The organism is Emticicia sp. SJ17W-69, from assembly GCF_051209875.1.
Taxonomy (GTDB): domain Bacteria; phylum Bacteroidota; class Bacteroidia; order Cytophagales; family Spirosomataceae; genus Emticicia.
In genome coordinates this window covers 5,179,663-5,196,234 of sequence record NZ_JBNTQY010000001.1, presented here as the reverse complement: position 1 = coordinate 5,196,234, position 16,572 = coordinate 5,179,663, and the positions used below count along the sequence as shown (strand labels likewise).

General features: G+C 35.0%; 17 protein-coding genes. 7 read left to right on the top strand and 10 right to left on the bottom strand.

The features are described 5' to 3' along the window. Positions 1 to 129: 129 nt before the first annotated feature. From ACQUQZ_RS21280 to ACQUQZ_RS21265, 4 genes are all read right to left on the bottom strand, one after another. Positions 130 to 801, bottom strand: coding sequence for a DUF2461 domain-containing protein (locus ACQUQZ_RS21280; RefSeq protein ID WP_435357108.1), 672 nt, complete (start codon positions 799 to 801; stop codon positions 130 to 132). A gap of 141 nt (positions 802 to 942) precedes the next feature. Then, positions 943 to 1,932, bottom strand: a complete 990-nt coding sequence (locus ACQUQZ_RS21275) for a 2-hydroxyacid dehydrogenase (RefSeq protein WP_435357107.1) — start codon at positions 1,930 to 1,932, stop codon at positions 943 to 945. 50 nt (positions 1,933 to 1,982) lie between these two features. Then, positions 1,983 to 2,813, bottom strand: coding sequence for a hypothetical protein (locus ACQUQZ_RS21270; protein WP_435357106.1), 831 nt, complete (start codon positions 2,811 to 2,813; stop codon positions 1,983 to 1,985). A gap of 136 nt (positions 2,814 to 2,949) precedes the next feature. Beyond that, positions 2,950 to 4,164 (bottom strand): hypothetical protein, encoded by a 1,215-nt coding sequence (locus ACQUQZ_RS21265; RefSeq protein ID WP_435357105.1) that lies wholly within the window; start codon positions 4,162 to 4,164, stop codon positions 2,950 to 2,952. Between the two features lie 239 nt (positions 4,165 to 4,403). Between ACQUQZ_RS21265 and ACQUQZ_RS21260 the strand changes: the two genes are divergently transcribed. Next, a complete protein-coding gene (locus ACQUQZ_RS21260; protein WP_435357673.1) occupies positions 4,404 to 4,979 on the top strand; it encodes a thymidine kinase in 576 nt (191 codons plus the stop codon). Between the two features lie 51 nt (positions 4,980 to 5,030). On the opposite strand, the gene ACQUQZ_RS21255 is transcribed toward ACQUQZ_RS21260, so the two are convergent. Further along, positions 5,031 to 6,509 (bottom strand): xylulokinase, encoded by a 1,479-nt coding sequence (locus ACQUQZ_RS21255; RefSeq protein ID WP_435357104.1) that lies wholly within the window; start codon positions 6,507 to 6,509, stop codon positions 5,031 to 5,033. A 182-nt stretch (positions 6,510 to 6,691) separates the two neighbouring features. Between ACQUQZ_RS21255 and ACQUQZ_RS21250 the strand changes: the two genes are divergently transcribed. The 3 genes from ACQUQZ_RS21250 (at position 6,692) to ACQUQZ_RS21240 (ending at position 9,337) form a co-directional block, all read left to right on the top strand. Continuing rightward, the gene (locus ACQUQZ_RS21250) at positions 6,692 to 8,245 is read left to right on the top strand and encodes an NFACT RNA binding domain-containing protein (protein WP_435357103.1); all 1,554 of its coding nucleotides are present in this window, start codon (positions 6,692 to 6,694) and stop codon (positions 8,243 to 8,245) included. Positions 8,246 to 8,393: 148 nt separating this feature from the next. After that, complete coding sequence (locus tag ACQUQZ_RS21245) at positions 8,394 to 8,657, top strand: DUF1456 family protein (protein ID WP_435357102.1); 264 nt, start codon at positions 8,394 to 8,396, stop codon at positions 8,655 to 8,657. After that, on the top strand, positions 8,654 to 9,337 hold the full coding sequence (locus tag ACQUQZ_RS21240) for a pseudouridine synthase (protein WP_435357101.1): 684 nt from the start codon (positions 8,654 to 8,656) through the stop codon (positions 9,335 to 9,337). The genes ACQUQZ_RS21245 and ACQUQZ_RS21240 overlap by 4 nt, the downstream gene beginning before the upstream one ends. Here ACQUQZ_RS21240 and ACQUQZ_RS21235 read toward each other — a convergent pair. Then, complete coding sequence (locus ACQUQZ_RS21235; RefSeq protein ID WP_435357100.1) at positions 9,334 to 10,239, bottom strand: sterol desaturase family protein; 906 nt, start codon at positions 10,237 to 10,239, stop codon at positions 9,334 to 9,336. The genes ACQUQZ_RS21240 and ACQUQZ_RS21235 overlap by 4 nt on opposite strands. Before the next feature lie 207 nt (positions 10,240 to 10,446). On the opposite strand from ACQUQZ_RS21235, the gene ACQUQZ_RS21230 reads away from it, so the two are divergent. Then, entirely contained in the window at positions 10,447 to 11,757 is a 1,311-nt protein-coding gene (locus ACQUQZ_RS21230; RefSeq protein WP_435357099.1) for a DEAD/DEAH box helicase, read from the top strand. A 293-nt stretch (positions 11,758 to 12,050) separates the two neighbouring features. Here ACQUQZ_RS21230 and ACQUQZ_RS21225 read toward each other — a convergent pair whose 3' ends face one another. From ACQUQZ_RS21225 to ACQUQZ_RS21215, 3 genes are all read right to left on the bottom strand, one after another. After that, the gene (locus tag ACQUQZ_RS21225) at positions 12,051 to 12,500 is read right to left on the bottom strand and encodes a GNAT family N-acetyltransferase (protein WP_435357098.1); all 450 of its coding nucleotides are present in this window, start codon (positions 12,498 to 12,500) and stop codon (positions 12,051 to 12,053) included. A 4-nt stretch (positions 12,501 to 12,504) separates the two neighbouring features. Further along, on the bottom strand, positions 12,505 to 12,795 hold the full coding sequence (locus tag ACQUQZ_RS21220) for a YciI family protein (protein WP_435357097.1): 291 nt from the start codon (positions 12,793 to 12,795) through the stop codon (positions 12,505 to 12,507). A 195-nt stretch (positions 12,796 to 12,990) separates the two neighbouring features. Further along, a complete protein-coding gene (locus ACQUQZ_RS21215; protein WP_435357096.1) occupies positions 12,991 to 13,929 on the bottom strand; it encodes a hypothetical protein in 939 nt (312 codons plus the stop codon). Between the two features lie 223 nt (positions 13,930 to 14,152). Here ACQUQZ_RS21215 and ACQUQZ_RS21210 point away from each other — a divergent pair, with 223 nt between their 5' ends. Then, positions 14,153 to 15,337: an MFS transporter gene (locus ACQUQZ_RS21210; RefSeq protein ID WP_435357095.1), complete on the top strand. Its 1,185-nt coding sequence runs from the start codon at positions 14,153 to 14,155 to the stop codon at positions 15,335 to 15,337. Here the strand turns inward: ACQUQZ_RS21210 and ACQUQZ_RS21205 are convergent. Further along, a complete protein-coding gene (locus tag ACQUQZ_RS21205) occupies positions 15,334 to 15,771 on the bottom strand; it encodes an NUDIX domain-containing protein (RefSeq protein ID WP_435357094.1) in 438 nt (145 codons plus the stop codon). The genes ACQUQZ_RS21210 and ACQUQZ_RS21205 overlap by 4 nt on opposite strands. A 201-nt stretch (positions 15,772 to 15,972) precedes the next feature. Between ACQUQZ_RS21205 and ACQUQZ_RS21200 the strand changes: the two genes are divergently transcribed. Then, positions 15,973 to 16,500 carry a hypothetical protein gene (locus tag ACQUQZ_RS21200; protein ID WP_435357093.1) on the top strand — a complete coding sequence of 176 codons (528 nt, stop codon included), beginning with the start codon at positions 15,973 to 15,975 and terminating at the stop codon, positions 16,498 to 16,500. Positions 16,501 to 16,572: the final 72 nt, after the last annotated feature.

The following is a 16,572-nucleotide window of genomic DNA, read 5'->3' as shown; positions in this document are numbered from 1 at the left end:
ATACATTTACATATAATGTATATACATATTTATTTTTCAAAAAGTTCAACGTAATTTAATGAATAATGTAAAATGGATAATTAAAAATAGCAATTGCCTGATTATAAGTTGTTTACGCACTATTTTTAATTAGCCTTCAACAGCACGATTCAGGAATTCAATGTAAGGCTGCATCGCTTTAAAGCCATCTAAAATCAAAGTAGGGAAATTGGGTGTTAAAATCTCTTTAGCTTTAATCGCAGATGAGGCAGTGAAACTTTTGAGTTTGATTAGTTCAATAGCAGGGTTTGTTTCGTCATAACCTTTTGGCGGACGAACGGTAAATGCTTCTCTGTCAAGGCCATTCGGGAAAATATTCTTGAAACTTTCGGCATTTAGAATATTCTTAAATTCATCAAAATTATAGTCAATTTCGGTGCGAATTTTCTTTAAATCATCGGCTTCGGGCATCCAAATTCCGCCAGCCAAGAAACATTCCGTAGGGTCGATATGTAAATAATAACCCGCAGAATGTGCCTTTTTACCTCCTTTGCTAAACGACGCTCCAAAATTTGTTTTATAAGGGTCTTTATTTTTAGAAAAACGGACATCACGGTTGATTCTAAAAGTACAATCTTTTACTTGTAAATTAGCTTCTTGAATCCCTATGTCAAACTTTTCAATTCCTTTAATGATAGTTTCCACTATTTCACCAAAATTCTTCTTGGCAGCCTCATAAGCTTTTCTATTGGCATCAAACCACGGTTTGTTATTATTTTCTTTGAGTTCTTTTAGAAATTGGATTGTTTGAGATTGTAACATATTCTTTGAATGACGATTTAAGAATGACGATTTACGAAGGTGATCAAATTAATAAATTTTTGAGATATTAACAAAGCAAGATTGCTAAAGGTTTTGCCCCTAAACTTTATTTTCAGATGTTGCACGTTTGGTTGTTCAATTTCAATTAATTTCAATCTCATTTCCAGATTTTTGACCTTGTTCAAAAGCAGTAATATTATTTAAGGTAATGATCGCAATTTGTGTAAGAGCTTCTTCTGTCAGAAAACCTTGATGCGAGGTAATTAATACATTCGGAAAGCTCATCAAGCGAGCAAGGGTATCGTCCACCAAAATTTCTTCAGAGTGGTCTTTAAAGAAAATATTTTCTTCTTGTTCATATACATCTAAGCCTAAGTATCCAATTTTTTTGGTTTTCAAAGCTTCAACCACTGCTGGCGTATCAATCAATGCCCCACGACTGGTATTGATGAGCATCATACCGTCTTTTACTTTGCTAATGGCTTGATTATCAATTAAATGGTGTGTTTTTTCGGTGAGTGGACAGTGTAAAGAGATAATATCAGATTCGGCAAGTACCTCATCTAAAGAGCCATATTCAACTCCTAAATTGACTAAATTTTGGTTTTGAAAAATATCATAAGCAATTACTTTACAACCAAATCCGAGCATGATGCGAGCAAACGCTTCACCGATTTTACCTGTTCCTATGACACCAATCGTTTTTTGATAAAGGTCGAAACCTATCAATTTTTCTAACGAAAAATTACCCTCTCGCACACGATTATAAGCTTTATGAGTTTTACGATTGAGAGTCATGATTAAAGCAACGGCGTGTTCGGCAACTGCATGAGGAGAGTAGGCTGGTACTCGAACAACACTAATATTCGCTTTTTTTGTTGCTTCTAAGTCAACATTATTAAAACCTGCACACCGAAGAGCGATTAATTTGACACCTAATTGTGTCAATATTTTGATGATGGAGGCATCGACTTTATCATTCACAAAAACACAAATAGCATCAAATCCTTCTGCCAAACGAACGGAGGACTCATTGAGCGGAACTTCATAGAATGTAAGTGTATTTGTTTGATTATACTTTTCAAAAAACTCTTTATCATAAGATTTTGTGCTAAAAAAGGCTATTTTCATGGTAAAAGAAGTGTTTAATTATGCTATTTTTTTTGTGAAGGTACGAATAATTATTGAGTGTTTTTTTTGCCAATTTGATAAGTAATTGATAAATGATGTGAGAAACCTAAAGCTGAATGGCTACTGGCAGCATAATCAAAAATAAACTGTTTTGATTGAATACCAAAGCCAAAATGAGCATAATTAAGTTGAGAGGTAATACCCGTTCGGAGATAAAAGTTTTTGACCATTTGGTATTCAATGCCTGCTTTGATAAGCAGAGGTAGTTCAATATCTTTTTCGGCTTCAGTTACTAATAAAATTTGTTTACTTGGTGTAAAAGATAGCCCCAAACGTAGCACTGTTGGAATGCGTTGTGAAGCAAAAAGTTTTGCACCAGTGAGGTTATAGCCATGAAAACCCATTTGTACTTTAGAACTGAGCTTTGTCATCAAACCAAATTCAGTCAATATGGTATTTTTGACGGCAAAGTTATCAATCGCTGCCTGAAAATAGCTTACTTTCAATCCTAATGAAACTCGATTGCTACTTTTGGCTAAAGCTAAACCTAATTTTTGTTCGTTGTAGAGTTTATCTCCAAAACGTTCAATTCCGAGTCCAATATTAATATATTTTGTATTGTAATTACTTGATAATGAGAAAGTTTGAAGTCCAGCAATATTATAACGAGTATGGCACGAAGCACTTACAAAACTTTCTTGTAGAAATCCTAAACCCGAAGGATTATTAAAAACCGAATAATTGTCGGCGATAGCTACGGTAGCATTACCCATTCCCCAGCTTTTAGCTCCCATCAGAAAAGGTTCGCCCGAAGCGAAAGTTGAAGTTGAGTATGGAATAGTAATAATACAGAAAATAAAGATTTTCCATTGATTGAACATTTTCTAATATTTTTATTGTGTGGCGGATGATAAATTTGAAGCAAAATAAAGAATTATCAATAAATTGACAAATAAAAAAGGAATAAGGTCTGACCTTATTCCTTTTTGCTATAAAACTTTTATAAAAATTGACTATTTAGTTAAATCTTCGTTTGATAATATCAATAAATTCTTCTGCTTCGGCACCAGTAATATCCCACATATAACGAGGAACATATTTTTTCAGAATTAATTCTTTAGCTTCACCGAAATCTTTGCAAAGTTCAAGTTCTTCGAGTGCATGAGAGAAAGCCTGAATATTTCCACCAAATAGATTATTGGTAAACAAAAAGCGTTGATTGAGGGAAATAGCTCCTGTAATTCCTTCAATGCGTGAATTTTGGTGATAATCTAAAACCGATTTATTTGATTGAGTATTGTCGTTTAATGTTTTTTGTTCGCCACCCAATTTATCATTCAATCTTACATTTTCGGGTTCTTTTGGAGTTATTTTCTCTACAATCGGTTCATTTACTCGTGCAGTAACAGATTCAAGTTTTTGCTCGAAAATAGCCTCTTCTTTTTTAATAACTGGGGCAATTTCTACATCACTTTCTACCACAGGCTCAACCCTTTGAACGACTCTTTCAACAATTGGCTCAACTTTTGGCTGAGGAATTTCAATTTTTTGCGGAATGACATTTGCTACTTCAAAATCGAAAAATGATTTAGATGCTTGATTTTCAACAGGTGCTGCTTTTGAAGGTACCAATTCTTCAGGAATAGGTACTTTTTCAGCAAATTGAGCTAAATATTTATCGGGATTTTCGATATTTAGAGGCATTTCTTCAAGCCAAGCCATAGCCTGATTGGCAAAAACAAATTCCTGACCATTAAGTTTTTCAGCTAATTTTGGTAAAACATCTTTGTTGATTAAAATGTATTTGATGAGCGGCACTAAGTTTTCTTGACTAAAGCGAAAACTTGGTAAATCTCTCATCAATTCTTTATAAAAAGTTTGAGGTTCAAGAATTAATACCAAAGTTTCACCAATAGAATCGACTAAAAGAGGTTCAAAATGTTCACGTTTTACCGAAATATGTTGTGAAACGGTATTCATAAAATTCTTTAGAGCTTGCTGAACTTCAGCAGCTCCAAAATCAAAAAAAGGACTTCTTAGGCGTTGTGTATCAGCTTGCCATTTGTCGAATAAAGCTTTGATAGTCAGCATATTAATTTGCTGAATATTTGACAAAGAAAGGATTTGTTTACCTGTAATACTGCTATTTTCAGCGAAAAACTCATCACATACTTTGGAGGCATAAGCCTTACTATACCGTTCGACGGCGGACAAATTCAATTTGTTCGACATTTGTAAATTCGTTTGTTTTGTATTTTATTAGCGGCTGGCTTCTTAGCTTTTGGCTATTAGCGATTAGCATTTAGCTTTTCAAAAATAATTTGTAATTGCAATTGATTTTATACTTTACTAATAGTCAGATAGTTAAATAAAAATAAGCTAATAGCTAAATGCTAATAGCCAAAAGCTACACACAAATTTACCGCAACTTTATTGCCAGTTTTACTAAGAACGAAAAAAATAATAAAATAATGTTTATCGAACCAAAAAGAGGGCGTGGTCAAAATAATAAAACGGGCTGGGTAGAGGTAATTTGTGGCTCAATGTTCTCGGGAAAGACCGAAGAATTGATTCGTCGTTTGAAACGTGCAAAAATTGCACAACAAAAAGTTGAAATTTTCAAACCAGCCATTGATGTTCGTTACCATGAAAGTGACATCGTTTCTCATAATCAGACCACTATTCGTTCTACACCAGTGAATACTTCTAATGAAATTTTATTAATGACTTCCGACTGTGAAGTTGTTGGCGTTGATGAAGCTCAATTCTTCGATGAGGGCATTATAGATGTAGTAAATAAATTGGCCGAAAATGGTAAGCGTGTAATCGTGGCTGGACTTGACATGGACTCTAAAGGTGTGCCATTTGGACCAATGCCAGCCTTAATGTCGATAGCCGAATATGTTACGAAAGTACACGCCATTTGTGTAGTTTGTGGCGAAATAGCTAACTATTCTTACCGAAAAGTAGCCAACGAACAACAAGTAATGCTTGGCGAATTAGATTCTTATGAAGCCCGATGCAGGAAATGTTTTCATGCGGGATAAAACAAACAAACTGTGGCACACTTCGAAAGTGTGCCACAGTTACTCGGGAACTTATCCTTCCAAAATACCCTTCCATTTCTCATAAACCACTTGATAATCAGCTACTTGAGCAGAATTTGGTTCAATCACTTTTAGTTTGGTGAGTTTGCTCATTGCTTCTTTTGGCGAACTATAAACTCCTACACCAAAGCCTGCTCCTAACGCCGCACCTTTTGCTCCATCGGTATCATATAGCTCGATAGGTGTATTGGTTACATTCACCAAAGCATTGCTAAAAATATCGCTCAAAAACATATTGGCATTTCCTGCACGAATTACTTTTGGTACTACACCATTGGCTTGCATGATTTCAAAACCATAATGTAGTGAAAAAGCAATTCCTTCTTGTGCCGCACGGAAAATATGGCTTCGTGAATGAAGATTAAAATCAAGGTTTTGGAAAGATGCTCCTAAAATTCTGTTATTCAACATTCGCTCAGCACCATTCCCGAAAGGCATTACCAAAAGCCCATTGCTGCCGATTGGGGCTTGTGCTGCCAGTTGATTCATTTCAATGTAACTCAAATTTCCACCGAAATTTTCTTTAGCCCAACGATTCAAAATTCCTGTGCCGTTGATACAAAGTAAGATGCCAATTCTATTTTCGCCACCTAATTGATGATTGACGTGAGCAAATGAATTGATACGAGATTTTGGGTCGTAAGAAATCTGGTCGCTTACCGCATAAACTACGCCCGAAGTACCTGCCGTTGCGGCAATTTCCCCTGGTTCTAATACATCTAATGAAAGTGCGTTGTTGGGTTGGTCGCCTGCTTTATAGGTAACAGGAATACCTGCCTTTATACCCAAAAGTGTGGCAACTTCGTTTGTTACTTCTCCGTGATTACTAAAAACTGGTTTTATCTCAGGAATCAAATCTTCATCAAAACCATAGTAGTCCATCACATCAATTGAAACCTCGTTGGCCTGAAAATCCCAGAAAATACCTTCAGAAAGGCCAGAATTCGAAGTAGTGATGGCATCAGTCAGCATCATGGCAATATAATCGCCAGGCAACATGATTTTATCACATTGTTCGTAAATATGTGGTTCGTTTGCTTTTACCCAAGCCAATTTTGAGGCAGTAAAATTGCCAGGGGAATTTAATAAATGATTCAAACAAACATCTTCGCCAATATCGGAAAAGGCTTTTTCTCCAATTTGTACAGCACGACTATCGCACCAAATAATTGACGGACGAAGCACTTTTTTATTTTTATCAACCATCACCAAACCGTGCATTTGGTAGGCAATACCTATCGCACCGATGTTTTTTGGGTCAAAAATTCCTGAAGCATTCACTCTTTTGATGGCTTCGATGGTATTCGTCCACCACATTTCGGGGTCTTGTTCTGCCCAACCCGCTTGGGGAGAAGAGATAGCTGCTTCCACATCAGGATATTGTGCCGAAGCGATCACTTGTTGGGTATCAGCATCTACAACTGATGCTTTGATAGAAGATGTTCCAATGTCTATACCGAGTAATAACATGATTAGGGGTTTTAATTGTCAAAGTTACAATTATTTTTTATTGCTGCAAAAAAGTGGTTTTTTCAACGGTGGTTTCAGCTCCGCTCAACCATCGTTGAACCGCTGCCTGAGCGAAGTCGAAGGCTATGGTTGGTTCTTCCCCACAAAATACCGTAATTTGTAATCAATTTTAAAAACTTACCGTGCAAAATAATTATTATTTCCTGCGTCAGCTTACGAAAGAGATTGAAACCAAAATCGTAGGTTTGAAATTGATGGAATGTTTTAGTCAAGAAAAAGACGAATTGGTTTTTGGTTTTGCGGCGGCTCGTGGCAAAAACCGAAATTACAAAGAATTTTTCATGAAGGCTGTGGTTTTTCCTGATTTTTCGGCATTGTATTTTACTGACAAATTTGAACGTGCCAGAAGAAACAGTGTCAATTTGTTTGAACGATTGATGGATTTAGAAGTTACGGGTGTTCGACAATTTTTGAATGAACGTTGTTTTGCTATCAATTTTGAACAGAATTTTTCAATAGTTTTCAAGCTATACGGTACTCGTTCCAATATTATTTTGTTTCAGAACGATGAAGTTATCGAACTTTTTCATAGCAGAATTTTAGCAGATAAAAACCTGATAATGAATCAATTAGATAGAGAAATAGACCAATCTTACGAGAACTTCATTCAACAAGGAAAAGATTATCGAAAATTGTTTCCTACGTTTGGAAAATTAGTGAATAGTGAGTTAGGCTTTGAAAATAATTCTTGGGAAGAGATACAAATCATTGTTCGACAATTAGAAAACCCGCGTTATTATTTGGTGAAATGGCAACATGAAGTACATTTATCACTTTTGCCTCTTGGGGAAGTTTTGCAGGAGTTTACAAGTGCCATTGAAGCCATCAATTCGTTTTATGTTTCGCACAATAAAGTAAATACCCTTGATGAAGAGAAGGTTAATATTTTACGAAAGCTAAACAAAGAAAAAAAGCAAACTGAAATCTATTTGCAAGATGCTTTTCGTCGCTTAGAAATGGTTGATTCGGCAGTGAAAAATGAGGAATTAGGGCATATTTTAATGGCAAATTTGCATCAAATAGAAGAGCGTGCCGAGCGTGTAGAATTATTTGATTTTTATCGGAATGAAAATATTTTTATCAAATTAAAGCCTGAGCTTTCGCCTCAAAAAAATGCTGAAAATTATTATCGAAAATCAAAAAACGAGAAAATTGAAGTTGAAAAATTGATGGAAAACATCGAAAGTCGAGAGCAACTATTAGCCACAATTAATGCACATATTCAAGCCATTGATGAAGCAGAAAACTTAAAAACATTGCGTAATTATTTGAAAGTCAATAAATTAGCACAAGTTTCAAAATCAGCAGTTATAAGTTATAAAGAATTATTTAAGCGTTTTGAGGTGGAAGGATTTGAGATTTTAGTTGGAAAAAATTCTAAGAATAATGATGTACTTACACAGCAATATGCCTATAAAGAAGACCTTTGGTTACACGCCCGTGATGCAACAGGCTCACATGTTGTGGTGAAGTATAAGGCAGGAAAAAAAATACCAAATTCGGTGATTGAAGCGGCAGCATCTTTGGCAGCATATTTTTCCAAACGACGTAATGAAACGCTTGCCCCAGTAATTGTTACACAAAAGAAATTTGTCAGAAAACCCAAGGGTTTGGCAGATGGTCAAGTAGTAGTTGAGAAGGAAGAGGTAGTAATGGTAGAGCCGAGGCTAATTTAAGAATGATAGAATGAGTGAATGATAGAATAGTTTCGAACATAAAATATAAGAATTTAGGAGTTTGAAGTACATTGATATTCATTCATTCATTCTATCATTCACTCATTTAAAATTAAATTTTACAAACATTTCAAACAAAAAAGTCAAGATGTCAAACAACGATATTTTAAAGAAATTGAGAGTTGCCCTTCAATTGCGTGATGACCAAATTGTGGAGATTCTTAAATTAGCTAATTTCAATGCTTCAAAAGCTGAAATTGGAGCATTTTTTCGTGACAAAGAGCATCCAAGTTTCAAACCTTGTGGCGACCAAATTCTTAGAAATTTTCTTGATGGATTAATTATTCATTTAAGAGGGCCGAAAGAAGACAAAAAGCCTTCGATTATTAAAAAAATTGACGTTCCTAAATGACTTTCAGAAATCGACTTCAATATTTATTGGTCGTTAGGCTTCAAATTTCTAATAAAAATGCTTTGGCTTTGATACTGTCAGGGAAGGTTTTGGTCAATGGCGTTTCGGTAAAGTCAAATATAGAATTGACACAAGTTGATGAGGTAATTTATGAAGATAAAGTTTTGCAAGAAGGAAAAAAACTGATTTATATTGCCTATTACAAACCAAGAGGAATTGAAACGACTTTGAACACGGCAATTTCTGATAATCTGAAAAATATTTTACCTTTTGATGATGAACTTTTTCCTGTAGGAAGGCTTGATAAGGCATCAGAAGGCTTACTTTTGCTTACCAATGATGGCACGTTTTATGACAAAATGCTCAGAAGTGAGCATAATAAAGAGAAAGAATATATCGTAAAAGTAGATAGAAAAATTGATGAAAATTTCATCAAGACTATGTCGAATGGAATTACAATTATGGGCAAAACTACCTTGCCTTGTGATGTACAACAAATAGATGATTTTACTTTTAATATTATTTTGGTACAAGGTCTAAATCGCCAAATTCGGCGAATGTGTTATAAACTTAATTACGAGGTATTGAGTTTGATTAGAGTAAGAATTGACCATATCAGGCTCGAAAACCTGACTGCTGGTACTTATAGAGTTTTGGAAGATTTTAAGTTGCCAAATTAAATTCCTAATTCTTTTCTCAGAGTTTTAGCTCTTTTATCTTCTCCATCATGACTCCAACCTGGGGCATAAAAGATATATTTTAGCTTATCTGACCATTTTTTTGCTCTTTTCATGTCATGTAAAATTGAACGGTATTCGTGCGTGGCTACATGAATCGGATTGTATGTTTCAATATTTGTAGTTAGTCCATAAACAGGCTTTTCACTGTCTTTTTCTTCTGAAAATGTTCCAAAAATTTTGTCCCAAATAATCAAAACACCTGCATGATTGCAGTCTAAATATCGAATATTGGACGCATGATGCACTCGGTGATGTGAAGGAGTATTGAAAATATTTTCGTACCAAGAAGGTAGCTTATGTACAAGGTCGGTATGGACAAAAAATTGAAAAATCAAATTCATGCCAATCATCATAAATATCATCAACGGGTCGAAACCTAAGAGCGGAAGCCAAAGCCAAAATAAATATTTATGCACCCTTTCACCTACACCTTGCCTTAATGCTGTGCCATAATTATACTTTATTGAAGAATGATGTGGTACATGCCCTGCCCAAAAAAGCCGAACTTCGTGGTTCATTCGATGAAACCAATAATAAGAAAAATCATCAAGGAAAAATAAGATAATCCAAGCCCACCATTGTCTTCCAACAATATCTCGCAATGGACTGATTTCGTGCAAATAATAAAATACTATAAAAGCCAAAACTTTTGGAAAAAACTCAACAATTCCTGACAAAATACCCATTGAAATAGATACAAGCATGTCCTTGCCTTTGTATAATTCTGGATGTTCTTCTTTGCCTAAATACCATTCCACCAACATCGATAAAAGAAAAATTGGAATCGCAAATGGAATTATTTTGTCATTTTGAAGCTCTGCGACAATTGTTTGAAAATTCATAGGGAATCAATGAGTGATTAAGCGAATATTAACTATTTGAATCTTAACAATAAGCTTGTAATTTTGATTCATTGAAAAGTATAATTATTTCGTCAATTTTTAATATTTTAAGTTACATATTTGAATAAAACCAAAGATTTTATTCGTAAATCGTCATTCGTAACTTGTAATTGTTCAGCAGTCAGATTTTGTCTGTACCTTTGTTGTATGGAAACTAAACAAATTCTTTCAAATTTGGGCATTGAAGCTTTAAATCCGATGCAAAAATCGGCTGAAAAAGCAATCGTACATGACAAAGACATTCTTCTTTTAGCCCCGACTGGTTCAGGAAAAACCTTAGGTTTTTTGTTGCCAGTTTTGCAATTATTGAAACCTGATAAAGTAGGTGTTCAGTGCTTAGTTCTTGCACCTTCACGTGAATTGGCGATGCAGATTGAACAAGTTTGGAAAAAAATGTCCACAGGTTACAAAGTAAATGTCTGCTATGGTGGTCATGCGATGGCGGTAGAAGTGCAAAATTTGAGCGTTCCACCAGCTTTATTGATAGGTACTCCAGGAAGAATCGCCGACCATATTACTCGAAAAACTTTTGATTTAGACGGTATCGAAACTTTGGTGCTTGATGAATTTGATAAATCTTTAGATTTGGGTTTCCATGAACAAATGTCATTTATTATTGGTGGCTTACGAAATCTTAATAAAAGAGTTTTGGTTTCTGCTACGGCAGGGATTGATATTCCAGAATTTACGGGTCTAGGAACACCAACGGTTTTAGATTTTTTGCCTGAAGATGGAGTGAAAGTTAGCCTCACTATGAAATTGGTGATTTCGGAGGAAAAAGATAAATTGGATACACTTTTTGATTTGATTTGTTCATTAAACTCAGAATCAGCGTTGATTTTTTGTAATCACCGTGATGCAGCAGAGCGAACAAGTGAATTTCTGAATATGAAAGGCATTGTTGCCACGTTTTATCACGGCGGAATGGACCAGGATGACCGTGAACGTGCCTTGATTCAGTTTAGAAATGGCAGCGTAAATTACTTAGTTACGACCGATTTGGCAGCTCGTGGTTTAGATATTCCAGAAATGAAACACGTGATTCATTATCATTTGCCTTTAAATGAGCATGAATTTGTGCATCGCAACGGACGAACCGCTCGAATGCACGCTTCGGGAACTTCCTATTTGATTTTTCATTATGAAGAAGAACGCCCAAGATATGTTGACAATTCGCTCGAAGAATTAAGGCTTTCACCCAATAAACCTTTACCGAAACTGCCCGAATTTACAACCCTCTATATCAGTGGAGGCAAGAAAAATAAGCTTAATAAGATTGATATTGTAGGTTTTTTCTCGCAGAAAGGCAAACTTGAAAAAGGAGATTTAGGCTTGATTGAAGTCAAAGATTTTACTTCTTTTGCTGCTGTTAAGCGTACCAAAGTCAAAGAGTTTTTGCAATTGATTAGAGAAGAAAAAATGAAAGGAAAAAAATATAAGATTGAGATTGCTCGTTAAAAATAAATAAGTGAATTTTGAGTGATAGAATAAAGTCATTTTTCTAAAATATCTCAAAATTCTACCTAAATTTCATCAAAATTCTAAATATTACTACTATGGCAAAAGACAAACCCGCAAAAGAAACTAAAAAAGAGCCTGCTAAAACCTTAAAGGAAAAGCGTGCCGAAAAACAAGACAAAAAGAATAATAAAAGAGATTAATTTTTCTCATTAAAAAAGTCCCGTAAAGATTCAATGTTGAATTTTTACGGGACTTTTGTTTTATACTATCTTATTCTGAAAATTGAATACTTAAAGCTCTTTTTTCATACAAATACTTTTATCTAAACCAACATAAGGCCCATAGTTCTGTATGATTTTAAAGCCCCTTTTTTGGTACAAACTAATAGCTGCAGATTGTTTGTATAGCGTTTCTAAAAGTGCCGCTTTGAAACCTAATTCCTTTGCCCATTGCTCTAATTCTGCCAAAATCAAGTGTGAAACACCCAAACCTCGACTTTCAGGTTTTACATACATTCGCTTAATTTCGACATTTTCATCATCTAATTTTTTAAAACAACCACAACCAACCGCTATGTTTTCATTATAAGCGATAATAACCGTATTATTTGTTTCAATGATATTATAAGTATCATATTCAGCTTGGGTTTCGGGATATTGTTCCCACAAATGAGCATCTAAAAGCATGACCAATTGAGCAAAATCAGGGTTTTCGCTATTGGTTCGAAGAATTTCTATCATACTTTTAGATATTGGCTACTCTAAAAGGCTTTACCTCCACAAACTTCCATACACCATCCTTGATATAAGGTTCGTTGTCGTACCATTCTTGCATTTTTTCATCACTTTCAAATTGTAAAATCATAACCGAACCAATCATTTTGTCGTTATCGTCGAGCATTGCACCGCCTACGACAAAATTACCTTTTTCTTTCAAAGCTTTCGCTCCAGCCAAATGCTCAGGACGAGCAGCCATGCGACGCTCAAGAGCAGCTTCATCTCTGCCATCTTGGGCTACAATTACGTATTGTTTCATAAGATTAGTTTTTCTTACAAAGAAAACGATTTTGCATGAAGAAAAAAAAGCGTTGTCAAAAATTGACAACGCTTTCCAACCTTTAAACGTGTTACTAACCTTTTTCTCTTAACTCTATATGATAATTGAAAAATTCATCTTTAAATAATATAAAACATTGATAAACAATGATTTATGTTTCAGCCAAAAGGGTCTTTAGTTTTTGCCTTTTTTCCCTTTGGTTTTTTCTTTTTCTACCGTTACACCATTGGTTGTTTCGGTATATTTTAAATCACAAGTACCATCGCCATAATCAACGACCGTTTTTACACCCGCCGCCGTTGTAATTTCTTCTGTGCCACTCACAGGAAAACCTTTTGAGTTGGAGCATGAATTTTTGGTAAGCAATGCTTTGGTGATAGTGGTTGAAAACGTAGTTCCATCACTCGATTTTCCAGTAGTTGAACCTGTTACTGATGATTCATCATCACTACGGCTGCCTGTACCTTTATTATCAATTTTACGTGAACGAGTACTTGTATATGTAATTGTTTTGCCTGTATTGCTATTCAAAATTGTCATTGTTGCCAACTTCTCACTGGCAGTTGCTTTGCCACTTACAAGAGTTGTTGTAATGGTATGAGAGCCGTTTAAGGTAAGACTATCTCTTTTCAAATTGTCATAAGTTACAGTTCTAACCATTGTTCCTGAGAAGGTAGAATCTGGTTTGACAGGTATCGTAATGGTCATTTTACCGCCCACAGCTTGCGTTCCACAAACACCACCTGCAACACCAGTAAAATCATAAACGATAGTAATGATATTATTAGCGACAGTTTTGGTTACTGTGGCACAATTACCATCTTTTCCTTTCCATGCTTTTCCCCAGCCTAAACCCAAAAAAGGGAAATGACCATCGCCTTTGTCAAGTGTTTCTCCTGTTTCACGAAAATTTCTTCCACCAAAAGGCAAAAATGTAGCATCATCGGCCAACTGATAGGCACTTTCCGATTGGTCATTTGCTGTTTGACTGTCACTTACCACACTTGTTGCTTGACTGGTTGGGGTGGTGGTGGTGTCGTCCTTGTTACACGAAACAACCATTATTCCTAATGCGATACTTAATCCTGCGATTTTTAAAAAATTGCTTTTCATTTCGGTTTTGTTAGTTTTTATAGAGTGATACAAATAATAAAAATGTGTACACGTCTTTGCATAAAAATACTGAATAGGATAAATGAAAATGAACTGACTTACAAATCAATGACGGAGGTTTGGATAGAAAAGGTTGCGTAAGGTTTAAATTAAAATTTGATAATTTTGAAAAAATACTAATTTTTAATCTCGGAACTTTATCATTGAAGCCGTATCTTTGCAGATGGAAAAACAATCTGACAGTATCTTCTCGCTTCAATTTTGGCTTCTTTGCATCAGCTCCTTGGTGTTTTTTTGTAGCTTCAATATGCTTATTCCTGAGCTTCCCGATTATTTGAGTAGTTTAGGTGGTGCCGACTATAAAGGTTTGATAATCAGTCTTTTTACAGTTACAGCAGGACTTTCGAGGCCTTTCAGTGGCCGACTTACAGACCGCATTGGACGGGTGCCTGTGATGGCTTTTGGTTCATTGGTCTGTTTTGTGTGCGGTTTTTTCTATCCTATCGTTGTGACGGTTTTTCCTTTTTTATTCCTGAGATTAATTCATGGTTTTTCGACAGGCTTTAAGCCTACGGGAACTGCTGCCTATATTGCTGATATTGTACCAATACACCGAAGAGGTGAAGCAATGGGAATGCATGGAACGATGAGTAGTTTAGGAATGGCTTTTGGCCCCGCTCTTGGTAGTTGGATTGCTGATACTTTTTCAATGAATGTTTTGTTTTATGTATCCTCCATGTTTGCTCTCATTTCAATTGCCATTTTGTACAATATGAAGGAAACCTTACCTAAGAATCAACAAGAGAAGTTTTCGCTTAATTCATTGAAAATCACCAAAGAAGATGTTTTTGATAGAAAGGTTTTGCCTGCTGCTATTGTTGTGTTTCTGACTTACTTTGGCTACGGTGCTGTAGCAACACTCACACCAGATTTAAGCAAAAGTATAGGCTTACATAACAAAGGTTTCTATTTTATGGTGTTTACTATTGCATCGCTTTTTATAAGGGTTGTGGCCGGAAAGTTTTCAGACAAAAATGGGCGAATTGACGTAATCCGTTGGGGATGTTTTGCCTTAATTATTTCAATGATTCTGACTGCCTACGCCGACAATATATATATGTTTGTTATTGGAGCGGTTGTTTTTGGTATATCTTCGGGCATACTTTCGCCAATCTTACAAGCTTGGACAATTGATTTATGTGATGAACATAACCGTGGAAGGGCTTTAGCAACCATGTATATCTCACTCGAAACAGCGATTGGTTTGGGGGCGTTTCTTTCGGCTAAAATTTATCAAAATCAGATTGAACGAATGAAATATGCTTTTCTAGGCATGGGATTCTTTGCTGTTTTAGCAATGATTTATCTGTATTCGGGAACAATCCGCCAAATGAAAGCAGCAAGCTAAAACCATTGCTGTTCAATCTTTCCAATATATTTATTATCAAGATTTCCTTCTAAATATTGCAAGAGTTTCTCTGAAATATTTGGATATAAATTGACTGATTTTAAATCGTTGATATTCAGCCATTTAATGTTAATTGCAGATGTTTCTTTAGGGTTTAAAATAGGTGTACCAGCAGTAATTTCCCCTTCAAAAATAAAGTGAAATGTTTGCTTTTTTTGTTCTGCAAAAAACACCTCTCCAACCATAATCAGTTCACCAATCGAAACTTTAATACCCATTTCTTCCATCATTTCTCTTACCAAAGCATCGGTTAGGTGTTCGCCAAATTCTAAGTTTCCACCGGGTAGATTATATAGATCTTGACCCCCATAGTTATACTGCATCGTCAAGATTTTTTCATTCTCAATTATCAAAATTGCTGGTCGGATTTTCATAGCATTAAAACAAAATTTTTATTGGTGTATCAAGCAAAAATAATCAATCTTTTCTTAGAAAAACCGTTTGGCATACAATTTGATACCTCTTAATAACAAAATATCAACTAAAGTGAAAATATAAGCAAACTTTAGCTTAGAAAATACACCGATGATTGAATTTTAAATAAAAGAAATTTAAAATTAGATTTGCTGTAATCAATGAAACATTTCTCCAATCTAAGATTGAAAACAATGACTATTGTTTTGAGTCTAAGCACCGCTCTTACTTTTGCACAGAATGTTCAAGAAATTGATCAAGCACAGGAAGAAAAAAAGAAATTAATAAAGGTACAATGCTTGATTAATGATAAAATTGCTCCCGCCAATTTGGCTTTAGGTCGGAATGACACGGAGTTGTCTCTAAAAACATTTCCATTTTATGAGCAAGATCGAAAAGAAAAAAAAGAATTGGTTGTACAAGAGTTTGATGTTTCGCTGTTGAGAGATGGAAAAAAAATAGCAAATCAGACAATTTTTGGAAGTGGGTCGATTGAATATTTGGCATCAATGGCTAAAAATGACGATACTTATTTGATACAAGTAAAAGAGGTTTTTGAAAAAACAAAAGATGGGAGTCTTAAAACTTATGCTAAAGGTGTCATCAAACTTGCATATTTATTCTATGACTTAGGTATGTTTAAACCCGTACATCATGGAAATGCAATAAGTGTAAACGACATTAAATAAATTATTTGCCGATTATAAAAAAGCGATTGTTGCTCAACAGTCGCTTTTTTTGTGTATTTGATGGAATATGAG

Coding starts and splice junctions, on each gene's coding strand:
- ACQUQZ_RS21280 (WP_435357108.1), bottom strand. CDS start 801: ATGTTACAATCTCAAACAATCCAATTTCTAAAAGAACTCAAAGAAAAT.
- ACQUQZ_RS21275 (WP_435357107.1), bottom strand. CDS start 1,932: ATGAAAATAGCCTTTTTTAGCACAAAATCTTATGATAAAGAGTTTTTT.
- ACQUQZ_RS21270 (WP_435357106.1), bottom strand. CDS start 2,813: ATGTTCAATCAATGGAAAATCTTTATTTTCTGTATTATTACTATTCCA.
- ACQUQZ_RS21265 (WP_435357105.1), bottom strand. CDS start 4,164: ATGTCGAACAAATTGAATTTGTCCGCCGTCGAACGGTATAGTAAGGCT.
- ACQUQZ_RS21260 (WP_435357673.1), top strand. CDS start 4,404: ATGTTTATCGAACCAAAAAGAGGGCGTGGTCAAAATAATAAAACGGGC.
- ACQUQZ_RS21255 (WP_435357104.1), bottom strand. CDS start 6,509: ATGTTATTACTCGGTATAGACATTGGAACATCTTCTATCAAAGCATCA.
- ACQUQZ_RS21245 (WP_435357102.1), top strand. CDS start 8,394: ATGTCAAACAACGATATTTTAAAGAAATTGAGAGTTGCCCTTCAATTG.
- ACQUQZ_RS21240 (WP_435357101.1), top strand. CDS start 8,654: ATGACTTTCAGAAATCGACTTCAATATTTATTGGTCGTTAGGCTTCAA.
- ACQUQZ_RS21235 (WP_435357100.1), bottom strand. CDS start 10,239: ATGAATTTTCAAACAATTGTCGCAGAGCTTCAAAATGACAAAATAATT.
- ACQUQZ_RS21230 (WP_435357099.1), top strand. CDS start 10,447: ATGGAAACTAAACAAATTCTTTCAAATTTGGGCATTGAAGCTTTAAAT.
- ACQUQZ_RS21225 (WP_435357098.1), bottom strand. CDS start 12,500: ATGATAGAAATTCTTCGAACCAATAGCGAAAACCCTGATTTTGCTCAA.
- ACQUQZ_RS21220 (WP_435357097.1), bottom strand. CDS start 12,795: ATGAAACAATACGTAATTGTAGCCCAAGATGGCAGAGATGAAGCTGCT.
- ACQUQZ_RS21215 (WP_435357096.1), bottom strand. CDS start 13,929: ATGAAAAGCAATTTTTTAAAAATCGCAGGATTAAGTATCGCATTAGGA.
- ACQUQZ_RS21210 (WP_435357095.1), top strand. CDS start 14,153: ATGGAAAAACAATCTGACAGTATCTTCTCGCTTCAATTTTGGCTTCTT.
- ACQUQZ_RS21205 (WP_435357094.1), bottom strand. CDS start 15,771: ATGAAAATCCGACCAGCAATTTTGATAATTGAGAATGAAAAAATCTTG.
- ACQUQZ_RS21200 (WP_435357093.1), top strand. CDS start 15,973: ATGAAACATTTCTCCAATCTAAGATTGAAAACAATGACTATTGTTTTG.